The following is an 18,939-nucleotide window of genomic DNA, read 5'->3' as shown; positions in this document are numbered from 1 at the left end:
TACTACAATCCCAAGATTCCTCAGTCTTTGCTCCTTATTGTAGCTAGTGCGATCGCACTAGCTGCGGTAGCTAAATCTTGTTCATCTATAAATAACGATGTATGGTATATGTAAGGCACAGTAATCCTACCAAGGATCTGTAGATTTAGTTGCAGAGGTACAGCGGCAGTGGGCATAGTAGTTGAGAACGTCTCCAAACAATTCGGGAGTTTCAAGGCAGTTGATGAGGTCAGCCTGGAAATTAAGAGTGGTTCGCTAGTTGCGTTACTCGGGCCATCGGGATCAGGTAAATCTACGCTATTACGATTAATTTCAGGCTTAGAAATGCCAGATAGCGGCAAAATCCTGCTGACCGGTAAAGACGCTACATACCAAAGCGTGCAAGAGCGAAATATTGGGTTTGTGTTTCAGCACTATGCCCTATTCAAGCATTTGACTGTCAAGCAAAATATTGCCTTTGGCTTAGAAATTCGTAAGGCACAGCCAAAGAAGATTAAGGGGCGGGTAGAACAGTTACTCGAATTGGTGCAATTGACTGGATTAGGCGATCGCTATCCATCACAACTTTCTGGTGGTCAAAGACAACGGGTAGCATTAGCTAGGGCACTGGCAGTAGAACCGGAAGTCTTGTTGCTAGATGAACCCTTTGGCGCACTTGATGCGAAAGTCCGCAAAGACTTACGGGCATGGTTACGCCGCCTCCATGATGAGGTTCATGTTACCACGGTTTTCGTCACCCACGACCAAGAGGAAGCAATGGAAGTCTCCGATGAGGTTGTGGTGATGAATAAAGGGCGTGTGGAACAGGTGGGAACACCATCTGAAATTTACGATGATCCTGCTACAGCTTTTGTGATGAGCTTCATTGGCCCAGTGAACGTATTACCTAGCAGTTCAAAGATTTTTAAAAGTAGCGGATTTGATGCACCACATCCACAAGTGTTTTTGCGTCCGCAAGATGTAATTTTTGAAACTACTGCCACCGATGCCACGACACCTGCGACAGTGAGTCGGTTAGTACATTTGGGTTGGGAAATTCAGGTGGAATTAACTTTCGATGATGGACAAATATTGACAGCCCATTTAACACGCGATCGCTTTAATGACCTAGAGTTAGAAGCGAAACAGCGAGTGTATGTGAAGCCAAAAGGTGCAAAATCATTCCCAGTGTCTTATTCTATTTAAAATGGCAATTTTAAATCATTCGTGAAAAATGAGATCCCCGACTTCTTTAAGAAGTCGGGGATCTTAATTATTGCAATTTTTACAAATCAAATTGCATTGCTATTTATCTGAGGTAATTAGCCGCCCTTGGTTACAGCATCTCCAGGTCCAGTGGTGACAATCACTAGATTTTCTGGCTTAATTAAATCTTCAATTGCCTTTTGGATGTCAGCCATAGTCACTGCTTGAATCCGATTGGGAAACTCTCGGATTTCCGATCGCGAAAGCCCCAAGACAGCATTATCCAAAATGATGCTGGATACATCACTGGGATTAGCTAAATCTACTGGGTAGCTATTAGTAATTGAGCGTTTTGCGGTGTTGAATTCAGCCTCAGTCACTCCTTGTTCGCGCAATTGCTTGAGCAAAGCGAGAGTACTGGCGATCGCTTTTTGGGCATCTCCAGGAGCAGTTTGCATTTGAATCAAGAATGGGCCGGGATTGATGCCGGCGGCAAAAGCACTGTATATACCGTAAGTTAAACCTTGGCGATCGCGCACTTCCGTACCCAGGCGGCTCGATAAGGTATCACCACCCAAAATTTGATTTAGCACCAGCGCCGCATAATAACGTGGATCTTTCCGAGAGATGCCACTGTAGCCGATGTATGTTACAGCCTCAGATTTACCGGGAATTACTTTGTTGAGACGTGTCAAAGTTTGCGGTAATTGTACGGACTGTATTTTGAGAATAGGTGGTTTACCCGTGGCTTGCCATTTACCAAACACTTGATTTAGCAAAGCTTTTACCTTAGCTGGCTCAAAGTCTCCAACTATTGCGATCGTCGTGGTATCTGGTCGATAGTGTGTCTTGTAGAAGCCAAGCAAATCATCACGAGTAATACTCTTTAAACTCTCGGCTGTCGGAAAGCTGTGGAATGGATGGTTTGCAGGGTAAATTGCCTGCTGGAATACTTGTCTTCCCAGTCCTCTAGGGTCATCTAGCTGGACTTTTAGACTTGTCAACGCTCTTTGGCGACTCAGTTCTAACTGCTCGGCTGGGAAAGTGGCATTTTCTAACACATCTGCCAAAGTTTGAATCAATATTGGCAGATTTGCTGAAAGTCCCTCACCACTGACGCTAGTTCCCTCACGGCTAGCACTGAAGCTCAAACCGGCTCCCCGGTCTTCCAAGGTTTTTGCTAGAGTCAGAGCATTTTTAGTCTGCGTCCCATTCAATAGGTTGCTTGCAGTTAGATTCGCTAATCCAGCTTTTTGATTGCCGTCAAATTCAGTACCAGCGTTAATTTGTCCACTCAGGTTAATGACAGGAAGGTTGCGATCGCTTAATAGCAAAACCTTCAAACCATTATTTAAGGTAAACTCTTCTGGTAGTGATTGTTTAGCTGAATCTGTTTCTGATGTCGCAGGTGGCAGATATTTAGCCAGTTCTGCCGGATCTACAGGCTTACCAGGGCTGAAATTCTCCACTGTGCGTCCAGAACCAGCGCTAGAAGTCCCTGGTTTACCATCTGGTTGAGTCGGCTCAAAGAAACCGATAGTTTGTTGAGCCGGATTGAGGTAAGTTTTTGCAGCTTGTTGGACTTGAGCCGGAGTAACTTTGGCGATCGCAGCCAGATACCTTTCAATAAAACGATAATCCCCTGCGATCGTTTGGTTATACCCCAGTTGATTAGCTTGACTAGTAATATCTTGGTTCCCCAAAATATATGAGGCTTGCAGCTGCGTTTTTGCTCGGTTCAACTCTTCTGAGGTGACAGGCTGCTGTTGCAATTTTGTTAAAGATTCCTGGAGTACCTGGGCAATTTTCCCTAACTCTTGACCTGGAGCCGCTGTAGCATCAATTTGATACCAACCTGGTTCGATGAGTTCGGCAGCACCACCACTTACTGAACTGGCAAGTCCAGATTCCACCAAAGCCTGATAAAGCCGAGAACTACGCCCACCTGTGAGAATAGCATCCATCACATCAATTGCTGGCACATCAGGATGTTTGATGTCTGGCAGAGGATACACTGCTTGCAATAGTGCAGCACTTCCAGGTTGCTTGAGGACAATCGGTGCTTTTTTAGCAACAGAGGTAGATGGGGAAGCGTTAGCGAGGGCAGAAGATGCCGAGGCATTATTGATTACCGTGTCCTTTTTTGCTCGTTGCGATAACTTGCCAAAAGTTTCTTTTACAACTTTGAGTGCTGGTTCTGTGGCAAAATCCCCAGTAATTACTAAGGTGGCATTTTCTGGGCTGTAGTAGGTTTGGTAATAATTCCGCACCTGCTCTACCGTGAATTTCTCGACATCGGCTTTTGTGCCTCCCACCGATAAGCCATAGGCTCGATTAGGAAAAGCAGCTCGCATCACTTCCCGATCTAGACGATAGCCTGGTGAATTTTCGTACCCCTGTAACTCGGAAATCACCACCCGCTTTTCACTGGTGAGTTGCTCAGTCCCAACTAAGGAATTTTTCATGCGATCGGCTTCCAGTGTCAGCAGTGCTTCCAATTTGTCTCGCTGCACTGTGCCAAAGTAAACTGTTTCGTCATAACTAGTAAAAGCATTGAACTGGCTACCCAAAGCACTAAACAACCGTCCAAACTGTACTGGACGGTCAGTTGTACCTTTGAACATCAAATGTTCTAGCTGGTGAGAAATGCCATTCTCTCCCTTAACTTCGTTGCGTGAACCAACTTTATACCAAACTTGCACACTCACTACTGGAGCAGTATGAACTTCCTTTGTTAATACTGTTAAGCCATTATCCAATAAGGTTTTTTGTACCCCTTGGGTGAATGAGAGAGCAGATACAGGTGTAACTGCTGTTGGTGTTGCTGCATTGGTAAAATTGCCCGAAAAAGGCACGATAGTTAAGAGAAGGCTGAGAAAAAATCCTATAAGCATGTATGAGCGCCGTTTCATAAGCAATGCAAAATTTCCAATTTTTAAATAAAACCCCAAAGGGTATTTCAACATCTAAATCTAACTCAAGTTACTCGTACACTGTGGCGGAGTTTGCCTACCTTGAACAAGTTGCTTGAGCAAATTGTCTAGTTAATTGAGATGGTAGCTGGATTTACATCGTCAAATTTACTGAGGGCAATGAGATTTGCAGATGAACTTTTTACAAAACTCAGAAATTATTGCAAGTATATTAACAACCTTTACAATGTATTCCATTTGACACGATTTTCCGAATATTCCCTTTTAACATTAGTTTGATACCTGTTGTCACGCCATTAGGGCAGGTATCTCTGTCAAACTAGCAATAACTTTTTGAGATATGCAAACAAGAAACTTAATTGGATCGTTTACATTAGGTATGCTGTTAACGGCAATACCTGTATTATCAGCTAAAGCCTCAGAAGCAGTACCAGACTTGTATCAGTTACAAGGGAAAAATGTCAGCGTTACTTACTCAACCACAAGCTTTACTGGCAAGCCCCTTTTTACCTATAAAGATAAGGAACAGACATTAAACTTTACAGGTAATGAGCAGATCCGTACTGTAGAAACAGAAATTGGTACACTAGTAACCGTAACTATCCGCCAGACAGTAGATACTGGCAATACTTCGTTTACTTTGATCGTACCCCGTGTAAACCTTGGAAACAGCCAATCAGCCACAGTTGAAACTAAGGGAATCACAACAACAAACCGCTTTTCTGTGATCCCTAAATTTAACCAGGGGCAAACACAAACCTATACCATAATTCATTTGACTGGTACAGCCCAAGCTGTTGCCTTTTAACTACACAACTTGGATAAATAGGTTGGTGTAAATAATTATCGTTGGGATAAGACAGGGGGCAGAGAGAAAAGGGGTTTTAGCCTTATTTACTTTTCTCCACACAGTTTGCTTTTATTGTGCCGATTTACTTAAGAACTGTTCGCTTAAGGCAAGAGACGCAATGAATCGTCGTCTTTACAATAATCAGTCTTTCGTCTTGGGGAACTCCAAGAAATAAATTATCCAATATTGTGGGGTGGGCATCTTGCCCGCCTAGTTTATATGGCAGGCAAGATGCCCATCCCACAGGAGTTAATTGGATATTTTTTTATTTGTCAGTCCCTTGACAGCGATTTATCGGATCTTTGCGCTCTATAATTTTCATCAAAAAAGCTTACTTAACCGAACCGTATTGACATTTCTCCTGTCAAGTCTGCCTGTATTTGCTGCTTGATTCTTCCAGAAGTCTATGATAATATCCATGCAATTAGTAAAATACTGCAACTCGATTGATTTACCGTAGATTAAAATCTGATCGAGATTATGCACCGTTTTCAAAGCTGCTTAATTAAATTTATCAGCTAAAAGTTTCATTTGTTTCTAACCAATTGCCAGTAGTGCAAAGGGCAGATATTGTGCTGCTTTTACCCCTTCGGAAGTTAAGCCTTAAGCATTTACAGTAAACCTTAAACATCAGAAAATTGTCATCATATTATGGTAGCTAAAAAACGCAACTTTCTAATATTATTAATGGCTGGAGTTTTTACCCTATCCACGACTCTAGTTAGTTGTAAAACACCGAATACACCAGAGAAAGCTGCCGTCGCCGCTTCTAATGGCATTAAAACAAAGGTGTTACGAATAGGTTATTTTACTGCTGCGGACATAACTAGATCGAGACAAGTTTTAGAGAAACGCTTGAATCCATTGGGTATTAAGGTAGAGTGGGCACAATTTACCGCCGGGCCACAGCTTTTAGAAGCGGTGAATGTGGGCAGTTTAGATATTGGTGCTGTTGGTGAAACTCCACCCATCTTTGCTCAAGCAAGTGGTATTCCTTTTGTTTTGCTTGCTAATACTATACCGGGTACTGGTGAGGGTTCTGCGATCGTAGTCCCAGAAGACTCTCCGATCAAGACTATAGCTGATTTAAAAGGTAAGCAAATCGCCTTTCAAAGAGCTACTGCTAGTCAGTATTTTGTGGTCAAAGCTTTGCAGGAAGGAGGACTAGAGCTAAAAGATGTCAAACATCTCAATCTCATAGCACCAGAAACTCGTGCAGCGTTATTGCGTAAGAGTATTGATGCAGCTGTATTAGGAGATCCCCACCTGGCTATATTTCAAAGAACAGAAAAAGTTCGGATTCTTCGCAATGCTAAAGGGCTTTCAACCCAAGGAGGCTACTGGTTAGCTGCACGTAGTTTTGTTAAAGAAAACCCTGAACTAGTAAAAATTGTCCTTGAAGAAGTCTACAAATTAGGCAAATGGTCTGAAGCAAATCCACGAGAAGTAGCCCAAATTATCGGGCGTGATGCCAAGCTTGATTTACCAACGTTGGAAACAATGGTCAAACGACGGCGTTTTGGCTTGAGGCCGATTACTGATAAGGTCATAGCAGGACAGCAAGAAATATCTGACTTGTTCTATAAGCAAAAATTCATTAGCAAGAAGATTAATGTTAAAGATGTGACTCTCACGCCTGAAGAATATGCTGCGATAACCCCACCAGAAATCAAGCCTTAACTTTGGTGATGGCGATATTGAATATTGCTAGGACTTACGCAAAAACTCTCTGAAACTCCTATTCCTTCGTGTCCTTCTCTGACGAGACGCTGCGCGAATGCGTCCTTCTCCCTTGGCACTAGCCCCTCCCTTTGGGAGAAGGGGAGACGTTGCGCGTAGCTTGCTTCTCCGTAGGAGTATGCGGTTCGTTTTCTCATACTTTTGCGTAAGTCCTGAAATAAAGTTAAGCGATCGCAGCTTCAGTGACAGCCGCAACTTTGCTAAACTGATTTATCGGACGAGGTAAACCAAGATTCTCGCGTAGGGTTCGTGCTTCATACTCTGTACGGAACAGACCGCGACGTTGCAATTCAGGAATTACCAAATCTACAAACTCATCCAATCCTCCCGGCAACCAAGGTGGCATGATATTAAAGCCATCTGCCCCGCCATTGACAAACCAATCTTCTAATTGATCGGCAATTTGTTCAGGTGCGCCTAGAATCTGACGATGCCCACGCGCTCCAGCAATCCATAAATACAGTTGTCGAATCGTTAAATTCTCTCTGCGAGCCAGATCAGTCAAAAGTTGCTGACGGCTTTTACCGCCATTAGTCTCTGGTAAATCCGGCAATGGCCCATCCAACGGATAGCCAGATAGGTCAAATCCACCAATCATTGAACCAAGCAAATTTAAGCCGACCACCGGATCGATCAACTCTTGAATCTGATCGAATCTGTCCTTAGCTTCTTGCTCAGTTTTGCCGATGACTGGAAATACACCAGGCATGATCTTGAGATGGTCAGGTGAGCGTCCGTATTGAGCTAGTCTCCCCTTCACATCTTGATAAAATGCCTGAGCTTCTGCCAAAGTCTGCTGGGCAGTAAAAATTACCTCCGCCGTTTGTGCAGCCAGATCCTTACCATCCTCGGAAGACCCAGCTTGAATAATCACCGGATAACCCTGAATGGGACGCGCCACATTTAGCGGGCCGCGTACTGAAAAATGTTCGCCTTTGTGGTTGGGAACGTGCAGTTTATTGGGATCGAAGTAAATACCGGACTCTTTATCATGTAAGAAGGCATCATCCTCCCAACTATCCCAGAGTTTGGTGACAACATCTACAAACTCTTTGGCACGCTCATAACGTAGGGTATGCTCCATGTGCTTTTCCCGATTGAAGTTCAGCGCTTCAGCTTCAGTGGCGGAAGTGACGAGATTCCAACCGGCACGACCGCCGCTGAGATAATCTAGTGATGCAAACTTGCGGGCGAGGTGATAAGGCTCGTTGTAAGTGGTCGATACTGTTGCTGTCAAACCAATGTTTTCTGTGACTACAGATAGAGCCGACAATAGGGTGAGAGGTTCAAAGTGGACGAGTTTACCGTTACGGCTCAAAAGGTCGGGGCTTTGATTGCGATCGCGGACAGCCACGCCGTCTGCAAAGAAGATCATGTCAAATTTGCCGCGTTCTGCCGTCTGTGCCAGCCTTTTATAATGCTGAAAGTTCAAACCAGCGTCAGCTTGCGCTTCGGGGTGTCGCCATGATGCTACGTGGTGGCCGGTGCTGGGCAAGAATGCACCTAGTCTAAGTTGAGGTTTTTTTGTACTCATGCTTTTTTCTGTTTGGTAAGAAGTGTTTTTAAACGCAGAGGCACGCAAAGTAAGCGCAGAGGAACGCAGAGTTTTGCCGAATTTATGGAATGTTGTACTTTTGAATTGCTTACACTGGCTGGGGTTTGAGTAAATCTGTTTTGGTAACAAATTCACTAAATGTACTTGCAACTTGTTGTGGTAGTGCGATGCCTGCGGCGGGCGTAGCCAACGCTGGTGTTTGCACTGGTAAGCGAGGAAAGAGTAATTCTGCAACTCGATAAGCTTCTTCGAGATGGGGATACCCTGAGAAAACGAAGGTATCAATTCCTAAATCGGCATATTCCAACATTCGCGCTGCAACTGTGTCTGGATCTCCAACTAAGGTAGTGCCAGCACCTCCACGCACTAAGCCTACGCCTGCCCATAAGTTGGGGCTAATTTCTAGGTTTTGGCGATTACCTTTATGCAGTTGAGCCATGCGGCGTTGTCCTTCTGATTCAGACTGAGCAAACCGCTGATGTGCAGCAGCGATGGTTTCATCATCGACATACTGAATCAGTTCATTGGCTGCATCCCAAGCTTGTTGCGTAGTTTCGCGGACTATAACGTGCATCCGAATCCCAAAACGTACCGTTCTACCTTGTTCGGCGGCTAATTGGCGTACCTTAGCAATTTTTTGAGCAACTTGATCTGGTGGTTCACCCCAAGTTAAATAGACATCAATGTGTTTGGCAGCAACTTGGAGCGCCGCATCTGAAGAACCACCAAAATATAAGGTGGGATAAGGCTTTTGTACGGGAGGAAATTGGAGTTTAGCGCCTTTAACTTTGAGATGACGGCCATTAAAGGTTACTTCATCACCTTGCATGAGCGATCGCCAAATTGTCAAAAACTCATCTGTGAGTTCATAACGCTGATCGTGATCTAAGAAAATTCCATCTTTAGCAAGTTCTTTGGTGTCCCCACCTGTCACCACATTCAGAATAATTCGACCGTTAGAAATCTGGTCAAAAGTCGCAGCCATCCTCACTGCCAAAGAAGGCGACATAATTGCCGGACGAAAAGCGACAAGAAACCGCAAGCGTTCTGTAACTGAAATTAAGGAAGTCGCGACAATCCAAGTATCTTGTTTTTGTCCAGTACCAATCAACATCCCGCCATAGCCCAATTTATCAACAGCTTGAGCGATTTGCTGCATATAGGGATAAGTGGCTGCTCGTCTGCCAATTGTAGTACCTAAATAACGTTCATCTCCCTGTGTCGGCAAATACCAAAAAACTTCCATGTTCCTATCTCCTGTCCCTATTTCTGACTGATCGTTTCTGGTGTGATGGCTGCATATTGTTCGCTAGTCAGCATCGCTTCCTTAATACTGATGGGTTTAGGAATCACTTTTTCTTTGGCAAACAAATCTGCAATCTTCTGTTGATTTTCCATGATTTCTGGGGTAATTGGTCTTAACCCATAAGTTCGCCTTTCAACCGTTGTTGTTAAAATATCTTCATCAATTTTGAGATGAGGAATAGTCAGTTTTACAACTTCTGCTCGGTTTTGCTCACCCCATTTACCTGTGTTATCGATTTCCTCAAGAACTAATCGCACTAATTTCGGATTTTCTGTGGCAAATTTTCGCGCCGCCATATAATATCCGCCCTGAGTAGCAATACCACTAGCATCTCGCAAAACGCGAGCATTGGCCTTCTTTTGGGCTACAGCTAAATAAGGGTCCCAAGTTACCCAAGCATCAATTTTTCCTTGAATAAAAGCATCACGGGCTTCTGAAGGAGGCAGGCTAATGGCTTGAATATCACTATATTTCAAACCAACCTCTTCTAAAGCTTTTATCAATAAGTAATGCGAAGCAGAACCCTTTTGAAAAACTACTTTTTTACCTTTGAGGTCGGCTAAAGTGCGAATTGGTGAATTATTTTGGACGATAATTCCGCTTCCTTTACCAGTACTGGGTTTATTACTAGCAACATAGACTAAAGATGTACCAGCCGCTTGGGCAAAGATTGGGGGAGTTTCGCCGACAGAACCAATATCAACCCTACCAACATTCATCGCTTCCATTAGTTGTGGCCCTGCGGCAAATTGTGCCCATTCCACGGAAACACCTAAAGGCTTTAGACGTTTTTCAATCAATCCTTTCAGTCTGACAAGATCCCCAGAGCTTTGATATCCCATCCGCACAACTTTGGCTTTCAAATCGGTAGTTTGATTTTCTGAGTTTGGGGTTTGGACTGAGCAACTGATTAAGGTTGTTGAGATTGTTAATAATCCAGGTAGTAGGAATAGTGAAAAACGTTGGAAAATCTTAACTTTTGGCTGTTTGAAGGCGGTAATCATGGATGTGATACTTTGTTGTTATCTGACTTTGACTATTTGGTTAATACTTGCCGATTTTCAATCGTAGAGGCGCACATTTGTGCGCCTCTAGCGAATAGCCCTGGCGAATAGAATTCGCGGCTACACTGGCAAAGTCCGCCTCCTCGGACTAAGGTCAAATTAAGGTTTTGAAACCCAGGATCGGTAGCTTTTGTTTGTGTAGACGCGGTTTCTAACCGCCCGTTTCGGGTTAAGTTGACACTTTTTGAAGCTGAAGGTTCTTTTGGAACAATTCTTGAACGTTTTTCCAAGCATCGGCAGCAGCTTCGGCATTGTAGCTGGCGCGATGGTTGCAGAAAAAGCCATGTCCTGCTCCTGAATAGCGGAAGATCGCATGGGGAATCTGATGTTTCTTCAATTCAGCCTCAATTTGTTCTGTTTGTTCTAAGGGGATTCCCTGATCGTCAAGACCAAAGAAGGCGTAAATAGGGCCTTTAATATCGGCAGTGCGGGTGATGGTTGGTTCTCCACCGCCGGGAGTTGAGTTGGGAATACCGCCACCGTAGAAGGAGGCTGTAACTTTGATATCTGGTAAAGTGGCAGCTAGGTAAACGACGTGGCCGCCAAAGCAGAAACCAATGGAGCCGATCGCATCTCCTTGAACATTTGGTAAGGTTCTTAAGTAAGCGATCGCAGCTTTAATATCGCTCAATATTTCTTCTGCTGTTGTCTGCTCCTTATAACCTCTCCCTTGCTGCACATCCTCAGGAGTGTATCCACCCTCAAAACCAGGGGCAGTGCGTTGAAATAAAGTTGGTGCGATCGCCACATACCCGTCTTTGGCAAATTTCTCAGCGACTTCCCGAATGTGAATATTCACCCCAAAAATTTCCTGAATCACGATCACGGCTGGGTAGGTTCCCTTTTGGACTGGTTCAGCTAAGTAAGCATCAATCTGCAAATCTCCGTTAGGGACTTTAACTTGAGCGGTGCGAATTTCTGTGTTTGTCATCTTTCTTAGGGATTAGCCTGTAGTTGCTTTAAGGACGAAATGTTTTATGGTAAGTTTTGTACAATACTACCCAAACAATACCGATTTACCGTAGTTTCAAGAGTAGTATTTCACAAACAATGTGCAAAGGCAAGTCATTTGATTGAGATGTAGATGAATATCAGACCGTACCAAGAATCTGATGCTGAATCAGTCAGTGCGCTATGGGATGAGGTGTTTCCTAATAACCCGTCGCACAGCAGCCCAAAATTGGTAATCAGTCAGAAGCTTGCTGTACAACCTGAGTTGTTTTTCGTTGCTGAGATTAACTCTGTAATTGTAGGTACGATCATGGCGGGATATGACGGACATCGCGGTTGGCTATACACAGTTGCAGTCAGCCCTCACTATCAACGGCAGGGTATTGGTAGCAAGCTAGTGCAGCACGCAGAGAGGGTATTGATAGCGATGGGATGCCTCAAAATCAATCTTCAAGTTCGTGTCTCTAACGCAGAAGTAGTTGAGTTTTATAGAAAACTTGGCTATCTCGTCGAAGAACGCATCAACATGGGAAAGCTTGTCACATAAGCTTTCGGTGAGTTGGAACAGAAAAACTTGAGAAATACCCCAGTAATACTACAAAAAGTGATTGTAGCGTTGCCAAAATTAACCCAAACTAGGAGAAAAATTTATGAAACTTGATGCAGTTCATCATATTCAAGTAACCTATCCGCTTGAGGTGGAGGATGCAATGCTGTTTTTCTACAGCAAAGTTTTGGGATTGACTGAAATTCCCAGACCTGAAGTAATTAAAAACGATTCAGGAGCATGGTATAAATTGGGAGATATTGAACTGCACATTAGTACAGAGAAAAACTCTAATAACCAAGCATCTAGACGACATTATTGTTTCCAAGTCGATAACTTGAACGCATTTGAGGAACACCTAAAAAGACATGGGGTAGAAATTATTCCCGATCAACGACCACTTCCCGGATACGTGCGATTTTTCCTCCGCGATCCCGGTGGGAATCGTATAGAAATTACAGAGTTTATCAAGAATACTTTTGAACAGCTACAAACAGAGGAGTTACTATTAGAAAGACATTCAGTAACATTGTCTTAGATACCAAGATAATTGGAAGTCGCACGCCAGTGGCTATGATCATTTAAAGCTTCTGGCGAGCGTCTAAAAAATCTTGGTTTTCTGCCAGTTGGCATAGGTGAATTAATTATGTGGCTTGAACGTGCAACTGCTAAACACCAGATATCCTTTAAGGACTGGGGTAAATTTGACCGCATAGAAACAAAAACATGTCGTCCTATTATTGATGGTCAAAGAATTACTATAAGTGATAAAACAATAATTTTTGCTTTTCTTATTGATGGATTAGAAGAACCTGTAGGAAGATTCAGATATTTTGATATTAACCCACGAAATCGTTCGGCAGAATTTGGATATACCATCAACCCAAAATTGCGAAACCAGGGTTTAGGCACAAAAATGCTGATTACTGCTATCGATTACCTGTTGACAACAACAGAACTAAATAAATTATATTGTCAGACTGCGGCTTTCAATATTGGCTCAGTTAAACTACTTGAAAAACTCGGTTTTCATAGAGATGGAATTTTAAGAGAACATCATGAGTTAGACGGTAAACTATGGGATGATTATATTTACAGCATTTTACGGAGTGAGTGGGAAATTAGCAGATTTTTCAATAATTAGCTGTTTAATTAATTTTAATTATTAGTAATTGCAATGACAATTTGTAACCTGAGTTTGATATAACTTGCACATTTGGGATGCTTCCAAAAATCAGGGTTTTCGAGTTGTACAGAGTTTTTTGAAACTATAGAATAATAATTCTAGATTTTTTGTCAGTCTCACACTAAAGGTAGAAGTATTTTCGGAATGCTTGTACACATCTGTATACTCATAAATGGTCAGATTAATTTAGAGGAAAATAACTGATGTCTAATTTAATTAACAAACAAATTATTCTTAAAAGTCGTCCAGTTGGCGAACCGAAAGAGAATGATTTTGCTTTGCTAGAAACACCAACTCCCGAACCGGGTGAAGGCGAAATTCTTAGCCGCACCATTTATCTATCTCTTGACCCTTATATGCGTGGTCGCATTAGTGCAGGCAAGTCTTATGCTGCATCAATAGAATTGGGTTCAGTTATTGTCGGTGGTACAGTCAGCCAAGTAATTAAATCAAATCATCCTCAATTTCAAGTAGGGGATTTTGTTCTTAGTGGTAATGGTTGGCAAACTTATGGTGTATCTAAAGGTGAGACACTGCGTAAACTTGATCCCACTCAAGCACCTTTATCCTATAGTTTAGGTGTACTGGGTATGCCTGGTTTGACTGCTTATGCTGCTTTACTTGATATCGGTCAACCGAAAGAAGGTGAAACCGTTGTGGTTTCAGCTGCTTCTGGTGCTGTGGGTGCGGTAGTAGGTCAAATCGCCAAAATTAAAGGTGCGCGAGTAGTGGGAATTGTTGGGAGTGACGATAAGCGGGATTATATAGTTAAAGAATTAGGTTTTGATGTGGGCATTAATCGCAAAACTCAAGAACTTGATTCAGCGCTCAAAGAAGCAGCCCCTAATGGCATTGATGTTTACTATGACAATACCGCAGGTGTAATTTTAGAAGCTGTGTTGCAGCAGATCAACCTTGGGGCAAGAATTCCACTAGTAGGTTTGATTTCGGAGTATAACGCTACATCTACTCCACCAGGGCCTAATTTAAGACCATTGCTAGTCAAACGGGCTTTGATTAAAGGTTTTTTAGTTGGCGATTACCAACATAGATTTAACGATTTTTTACATGATGTTTCTGGATGGTTACAGTCTGGTCAACTCAAGTATAGAGAAGATGTAGCTGATGGTTTAGAGAAGGCTCCTGCTGCATTCATCGGTTTACTTCGAGGTGATAATTTTGGCAAGTTGATTGTTAAGGTTAATGACGACCCAACAGCAGCTTAAAAAGATCCCGACTTCTTGAAGAAGTCGGGGATCTGAATCTCTCAAATTATTTCCAAATGGGAGCAAATTGTTGAAAATCAGCGTCAGGAGTAGATAATTAAAGTAAAGTTTTAGGTGTAACTAGATGCACAATAGTTTTAGGAGTAAGCTACCACTACTGCTGACATTCTGCTTATTTACTAGCTTGTTGCCTGCCTCTGGTTCAGTTTTATGTCCAGCCGTTGCCTCTGATGAATACTATAAAATAGCTAGAAATTATCGCAGAGACGGACGCACAGGAACCGATGGGCGATCGGGTAGAGATGGTGGTAGCGGTGAAAACCAAAATATTTTTGTCAATGGTTCACCTGTAAATCTTGATTTATCGGGTAAAGATGGTGAAGACGGGGAAGATGGGGAACATGGCGATCAAGCTGACTGTGGTTCCCAACGCGATGCCGTCAGCCACGATATAAGCGCCCCAAATGGTGGTAATGGCGGTAACGGTGGTAGAGGAGGAAATGGGGGAAATGGCGGTTCCCTGACAGTGTATTACAACAATTTGGCAGATTTACGAAATATTTCCATTAGGGCAACTGGTGGAAAAGGTGGGCGCGGCGGTAGAGGTGGCAACGGTACGCAGGGTTGTAACTGTCACAGACGAAGATGGGAAGTAAAAACCTGCCAGGGAACCCCTGGTAGCCCTGATTATAAGTGTACTGAGAAAGTTTATCGATGTAGTGACGGTAGCGATGGACGAGATGGCAGTGATGGTAGCGATGGTAGCCAAGGACGCTTAGGAACTTTGAGTATTGTCAATAGCAAACAAGCTTTGGCAGCTGATAATCCAACTGTGCAGCTAGCAATTTCGCAACTGGTAAACAAACAATTCAACCTCTCGAAGAACAAGTGGAATCAACGTATAGGGGCAGCTTCTCTACTTGCGCCTGGTGCTGCGATCGCTGATAATTACCTTGAGTTTGAACAACGACTAGAAGAGGCTTTTCAAATAGTTTGGCAAGAAAGACAGCCAATCACCAGCTTTGGTAATCAAGCTGTAACACTAAAGTTAACTGATGACAAACAAGTAGAAATTACTTTTTCTGAGGAATTATGGGTTGAGGGAAGTAGCAAGAATGAGGCTAACTTAACAACATTTACCGTTAACCATGCCATTGCCAAAAAAGATGTCACCCGGTTGGCTGTGGCAGAATTTGCCGATGCCGGACAAAACCTGAACTTAAAAATAGTGGATTTGGCAGCCAAGTCTGATGCCATTAATACTCAGTTTCGCGTGAAATTCCGCTCCCAGGATAGCTTACACGGTTTTTCTGGCTACAAAACTGAATACGAAGGGGATATTCCTAACGAACTTGTGACTCGTGACTACAATCGTTTTACTCTAGCTTTAGGCAAGCTGAAAATTCCTGACGACGCTTTACGCCCTGGTGTCAATGTTGATATTGAAGTTATAGCAACTCGTTCATTGGGAATACGTTCTGCCAAGCAAACTATTAGCTGGCAAGGTGCAATCCGCAAGCCTAGATAAAGTTTAAGAAGGTTTTTTGCCATCTGAAACCATTTGCGAGAGAATATAAGCTGCGAAATCTAGTAACTGATCCAGCAAAAAGCCAATAATCCCGATGTAGATGATTACCTGGATTACATAATCAGTATTGCCAGCTTTATAAGCCTCCCAAAGAGTAAAGCCAAGTCCTTTGGGACCTGTTAACATTTCTGTGGCAATAACTATAAACCAGGCTACCCAAATACTAACTTTCAAGGCATGAAATATATGAAAAATAGCTACTCGAAAGTTATTATTCTGTCTCTGAAAATGCCGCATACCTATTGCTGTATTAATAATCATCGTCCAGAGAGTTCCTAGAAAAACTACTATAATAGCAGCCGTATCGCTCTCTTGAAATGCTATTAGGGCAATAGGTAGCAAAGCTATAGGAGGAATACTGTGCGGTATCTGAAATATCAGTCTAAACATCTGATAAATCACGCTATTCATACCGATGAAATATCCAACGAAACTACCCAATACAACGGCTGGAATGTAACCAACAAATAACCGTTGTAGGCTAGCTACAATGTCTAAAAACATATTATTTTCTCTGCCTCAGTTCTCATAGAAAACATTTGGGAAATACTGCGGCATCAACACAAAACAGCAAATGGAAAAGGTATTTAATTACACCTGATTTTTGATTTCTACAAGATTTTTTATCGTAAATTAAAGGGTTTAAGAACCTGCAATCTACATGTAGCACCCATTTAAGTCGGGGTTTGTCTTGAGAAATCGCTCCACTTGGGCAAAGCCCAAAACCGCGTTTCTCGCTAAATCCTCGTCTAAAATGTCTTTAATTTTGAATTTTGAATTTTGAATTTTTAAATCTTCTCCTTATTAATGGCTAATTAAAAAAACTAGGTATGATTACGATTTGAGAGGAGTAGTACAAAGAAGAGGTAAAATTTATCTTTACTAAACTTTATCAGAAAAGCAAATCGCGATTAGTAAATTCAATACAATTTCCATAATTTACTTGCTTGATGATTATACTAAGTATGAATATCTACAACTTTTAATACTAAATAAATAGCAAAGTTTGTTATTAGCAATACAGAATATAGCGCAATACTTTAAGTTAAGAAAAATTGTAGGTTGGGTGAAGTAAAGCGCAACCCAACAAAGCCCTGGAAATGTTGGATCTACGTTCCTCAACTCAACCTATACAACTAAAGGTTTTTGACACTAACCCAAGCGTATCAACTTTAAAGTGAAATGGTATTAGAGGCTGTTTGAAAAGTCTAATTTAATACCAGCCCTGGCGATTATAAATCGCGACTACACAAACAAAAACTACCGATCCTGGGTTGAAGAAGTTTAATAAGTGCCTAAAATCACAACAAGTCACTTTTAAAACAATCTCTAAGATTTAGTTAGGAGGAATCGATGGATTGCTCTCTGGTGGATTGTCTTGTTTTGTTAAAATGGGTAGTTCAGATAAGTTATCTTCTTTAGATGAAGATTCTGGATTTTTTGTCATACCATGCTGTTCTTGCCCTCTAAGTCCAAGATATGTTGCAGAACTGATTCCTTGTAGTGTCAGAAGTGTATCATCAAATTCCGGCATTGCCAGATTTTTAATCACTTCCAAAACAAAGAATAATCCGATCGCAACTGTCCAAATAAATGTTTGGAACCGATGAAAGTTGATTCCATTAATATCCGATAATATATCAGTGAAAAAACCTTCAGAAATTCCTTGACTACCTTTTCTATTTTCCTCATTACCCTGGCCATCAATTAACGAAGTACCAAATGCAGTTACAGAGTTAATTCCTAATAAAATTAGTGATTGTCGAGTCAAAATATTAGCATAATCTCCTGTGATGCCGTAGATAATCAGGTAAGAACCAAAAATTAGAAACGTCCAAAAAGCAAGTTGAGATATCGAGAGACTGAAGGGGTTTTTGTACAATTTTTTTCTACCAAGAAAAAATTGAGCAATTCGGCTTTTCCGAGTTTGTTTTTGAACTTCAAGCTTTTGTGGGATTAACAGTTCCCCACTAGGGATTACTTCTTTTTTAGAGTAAACCCCTTCTATTCCAGGGCTACGAAGGGCATTTCGGCAATATCTAACGAATATTAATGCAATAGCCAGAAGTAGAAGCAGAGACAGCCAAAATCGCCATGATAACAGAACTATTTTTAATTTAGGAGGTGATAAAGGATTGCTCACCGGAATCGCCAGTTTCTTGGGACAGCCTACTCCCGGAATCACGTTAATACTATATCTGCTTCCTTGACCAAGAAGCGTATTCCATGCAGCTTGAGACGAGTTGGTACGTTTCAGGAGAAATGCTAACCAATTATCATCAACAATTTTGCTTTGATCTTTACCCGGAATCAGGACGGTGACTGGTTCTCCGTGGACATCCTCTAGTTCATAGCCATCTAGATACAACACTAATTGGCGAGGATCAAATGGATTTTTAGCCGTTGCATTTCTGGTTGCTGCTGCTAATCCTTCAACTCTTATCCTGATGCGATCGCCCATTGTAACTTGGGTGCGATCGTTGTCAGCAATGACTTGTTGAGTTTTAAGATTAGGGGGCACTGAACAGACTTGAGGCGATGCAAAATTCACAGCAGGGACATCTGAACTATCTTGAGCAATTACTGCAAAGTTGATAGAAACAATCAACAGAAAAACCAACAGAAAAATAGCAGTAAATTTTTTAGCGTTTTTATACATCGCTCGGTATTCCACCAACAGTGATTACTATGTCGGTAGTGTAACCATACTTGAGTGATTCTGTATATTAAAAAACTTGTCATGCGCTCTCCAACTTATCTTTATAACCCAATACGCTTGGGTTAAGGGTTACTGGTGTAGATAATTGG

The 18,939-nt window shown here is 42.2% G+C and carries 16 protein-coding genes; 8 read left to right on the top strand and 8 right to left on the bottom strand.

All coding sequences use genetic code 11. From position 1 onward, the window contains the following. Nucleotides 1–20: 20 nt before the first annotated feature. Nucleotides 21–176 (bottom strand): hypothetical protein, encoded by a 156-nt coding sequence (locus tag V7L07_RS13900; protein WP_335058664.1) that lies wholly within the window; start codon nucleotides 174–176, stop codon nucleotides 21–23. On the opposite strand from V7L07_RS13900, the gene V7L07_RS13895 reads away from it, so the two are divergent. Continuing rightward, nucleotides 169–1,185, top strand: a complete 1,017-nt coding sequence (locus V7L07_RS13895; RefSeq protein WP_335058662.1) for a sulfate/molybdate ABC transporter ATP-binding protein — start codon at nucleotides 169–171, stop codon at nucleotides 1,183–1,185. The two genes, V7L07_RS13900 and V7L07_RS13895, sit on opposite strands and share 8 nt — an antisense overlap. 116 nt (nucleotides 1,186–1,301) lie before the next feature. Here the strand turns inward: V7L07_RS13895 and V7L07_RS13890 are convergent, their stop codons facing one another. Next, nucleotides 1,302–4,079 carry a M16 family metallopeptidase gene (locus V7L07_RS13890; RefSeq protein WP_335058660.1) on the bottom strand — a complete coding sequence of 926 codons (2,778 nt, stop codon included), beginning with the start codon at nucleotides 4,077–4,079 and terminating at the stop codon, nucleotides 1,302–1,304. A 379-nt stretch (nucleotides 4,080–4,458) separates the two neighbouring features. Between V7L07_RS13890 and V7L07_RS13885 the strand changes: the two genes are divergently transcribed. Together V7L07_RS13885 and V7L07_RS13880 are read left to right on the top strand one after the other, a co-directional pair. Further along, nucleotides 4,459–4,926: a hypothetical protein gene (locus V7L07_RS13885; protein WP_179065792.1), complete on the top strand. Its 468-nt coding sequence runs from the start codon at nucleotides 4,459–4,461 to the stop codon at nucleotides 4,924–4,926. Between the two features lie 693 nt (nucleotides 4,927–5,619). Next, the gene (locus tag V7L07_RS13880; RefSeq protein WP_335058657.1) at nucleotides 5,620–6,648 is read left to right on the top strand and encodes an aliphatic sulfonate ABC transporter substrate-binding protein; all 1,029 of its coding nucleotides are present in this window, start codon (nucleotides 5,620–5,622) and stop codon (nucleotides 6,646–6,648) included. Between the two features lie 223 nt (nucleotides 6,649–6,871). Here V7L07_RS13880 and V7L07_RS13875 read toward each other — a convergent pair whose 3' ends face one another. The 4 genes from V7L07_RS13875 to V7L07_RS13860 form a co-directional block, all read right to left on the bottom strand. Then, a complete protein-coding gene (locus V7L07_RS13875) occupies nucleotides 6,872–8,242 on the bottom strand; it encodes an LLM class flavin-dependent oxidoreductase (RefSeq protein ID WP_335058655.1) in 1,371 nt (456 codons plus the stop codon). 109 nt (nucleotides 8,243–8,351) lie between these two features. After that, complete coding sequence (gene ssuD / locus V7L07_RS13870; RefSeq protein ID WP_335058653.1) at nucleotides 8,352–9,509, bottom strand: FMNH2-dependent alkanesulfonate monooxygenase; 1,158 nt, start codon at nucleotides 9,507–9,509, stop codon at nucleotides 8,352–8,354. Nucleotides 9,510–9,526: 17 nt separating this feature from the next. Further along, nucleotides 9,527–10,573: a sulfonate ABC transporter substrate-binding protein gene (locus V7L07_RS13865; protein WP_335058651.1), complete on the bottom strand. Its 1,047-nt coding sequence runs from the start codon at nucleotides 10,571–10,573 to the stop codon at nucleotides 9,527–9,529. 229 nt (nucleotides 10,574–10,802) lie between these two features. Beyond that, nucleotides 10,803–11,564 (bottom strand): dienelactone hydrolase family protein, encoded by a 762-nt coding sequence (locus V7L07_RS13860; protein WP_335058649.1) that lies wholly within the window; start codon nucleotides 11,562–11,564, stop codon nucleotides 10,803–10,805. Nucleotides 11,565–11,717: 153 nt separating this feature from the next. Between V7L07_RS13860 and V7L07_RS13855 the strand changes: the two genes are divergently transcribed. From V7L07_RS13855 to V7L07_RS13835, 5 genes are all read left to right on the top strand, one after another. Then, the gene (locus V7L07_RS13855; protein ID WP_335058648.1) at nucleotides 11,718–12,131 is read left to right on the top strand and encodes a GNAT family acetyltransferase; all 414 of its coding nucleotides are present in this window, start codon (nucleotides 11,718–11,720) and stop codon (nucleotides 12,129–12,131) included. Nucleotides 12,132–12,234: 103 nt separating this feature from the next. Beyond that, nucleotides 12,235–12,669 carry a VOC family protein gene (locus tag V7L07_RS13850; protein WP_335058646.1) on the top strand — a complete coding sequence of 145 codons (435 nt, stop codon included), beginning with the start codon at nucleotides 12,235–12,237 and terminating at the stop codon, nucleotides 12,667–12,669. Between the two features lie 108 nt (nucleotides 12,670–12,777). Continuing rightward, the gene (locus tag V7L07_RS13845; protein ID WP_335058644.1) at nucleotides 12,778–13,275 is read left to right on the top strand and encodes a GNAT family N-acetyltransferase; all 498 of its coding nucleotides are present in this window, start codon (nucleotides 12,778–12,780) and stop codon (nucleotides 13,273–13,275) included. A gap of 245 nt (nucleotides 13,276–13,520) precedes the next feature. Further along, on the top strand, nucleotides 13,521–14,543 hold the full coding sequence (locus tag V7L07_RS13840; protein ID WP_335058642.1) for an NADP-dependent oxidoreductase: 1,023 nt from the start codon (nucleotides 13,521–13,523) through the stop codon (nucleotides 14,541–14,543). 124 nt (nucleotides 14,544–14,667) lie between these two features. Then, nucleotides 14,668–16,071 (top strand): collagen-like protein, encoded by a 1,404-nt coding sequence (locus tag V7L07_RS13835; RefSeq protein ID WP_335058640.1) that lies wholly within the window; start codon nucleotides 14,668–14,670, stop codon nucleotides 16,069–16,071. Between the two features lie 3 nt (nucleotides 16,072–16,074). Here the strand turns inward: V7L07_RS13835 and V7L07_RS13830 are convergent, their stop codons facing one another. Continuing rightward, nucleotides 16,075–16,635, bottom strand: coding sequence for a nitrate transporter (locus tag V7L07_RS13830; protein WP_335058638.1), 561 nt, complete (start codon nucleotides 16,633–16,635; stop codon nucleotides 16,075–16,077). Nucleotides 16,636–17,467: 832 nt separating this feature from the next. Then, complete coding sequence (locus V7L07_RS13825; RefSeq protein WP_335058636.1) at nucleotides 17,468–18,790, bottom strand: hypothetical protein; 1,323 nt, start codon at nucleotides 18,788–18,790, stop codon at nucleotides 17,468–17,470. Nucleotides 18,791–18,939: the final 149 nt, after the last annotated feature.

This window comes from Nostoc sp. (assembly GCF_036916985.1).
Taxonomy (GTDB): Bacteria; Cyanobacteriota; Cyanobacteriia; order Cyanobacteriales; family Nostocaceae; genus Nostoc.
The sequence above is the reverse complement of the archived record's forward strand: the minus strand, read 5'-3'. Positions and strand labels throughout refer to the sequence as shown.

Bases quoted from the DNA above. Each gene is read 5' to 3' on its own strand.
- V7L07_RS13900 (WP_335058664.1), bottom strand. From the start codon at position 176: ATGCCCACTGCCGCTGTACCTCTGCAACTAAATCTACAGATCCTTGGT.
- V7L07_RS13890 (WP_335058660.1), bottom strand. From the start codon at position 4,079: ATGCTTATAGGATTTTTTCTCAGCCTTCTCTTAACTATCGTGCCTTTT.
- V7L07_RS13885 (WP_179065792.1), top strand. From the start codon at position 4,459: ATGCAAACAAGAAACTTAATTGGATCGTTTACATTAGGTATGCTGTTA.
- V7L07_RS13880 (WP_335058657.1), top strand. From the start codon at position 5,620: ATGGTAGCTAAAAAACGCAACTTTCTAATATTATTAATGGCTGGAGTT.
- V7L07_RS13875 (WP_335058655.1), bottom strand. From the start codon at position 8,242: ATGAGTACAAAAAAACCTCAACTTAGACTAGGTGCATTCTTGCCCAGC.
- ssuD (WP_335058653.1), bottom strand. From the start codon at position 9,509: ATGGAAGTTTTTTGGTATTTGCCGACACAGGGAGATGAACGTTATTTA.
- V7L07_RS13865 (WP_335058651.1), bottom strand. From the start codon at position 10,573: ATGATTACCGCCTTCAAACAGCCAAAAGTTAAGATTTTCCAACGTTTT.
- V7L07_RS13860 (WP_335058649.1), bottom strand. From the start codon at position 11,564: ATGACAAACACAGAAATTCGCACCGCTCAAGTTAAAGTCCCTAACGGA.
- V7L07_RS13855 (WP_335058648.1), top strand. From the start codon at position 11,718: ATGAATATCAGACCGTACCAAGAATCTGATGCTGAATCAGTCAGTGCG.
- V7L07_RS13850 (WP_335058646.1), top strand. From the start codon at position 12,235: ATGAAACTTGATGCAGTTCATCATATTCAAGTAACCTATCCGCTTGAG.
- V7L07_RS13845 (WP_335058644.1), top strand. From the start codon at position 12,778: ATGTGGCTTGAACGTGCAACTGCTAAACACCAGATATCCTTTAAGGAC.
- V7L07_RS13840 (WP_335058642.1), top strand. From the start codon at position 13,521: ATGTCTAATTTAATTAACAAACAAATTATTCTTAAAAGTCGTCCAGTT.
- V7L07_RS13835 (WP_335058640.1), top strand. From the start codon at position 14,668: ATGCACAATAGTTTTAGGAGTAAGCTACCACTACTGCTGACATTCTGC.
- V7L07_RS13830 (WP_335058638.1), bottom strand. From the start codon at position 16,635: ATGTTTTTAGACATTGTAGCTAGCCTACAACGGTTATTTGTTGGTTAC.
- V7L07_RS13825 (WP_335058636.1), bottom strand. From the start codon at position 18,790: ATGTATAAAAACGCTAAAAAATTTACTGCTATTTTTCTGTTGGTTTTT.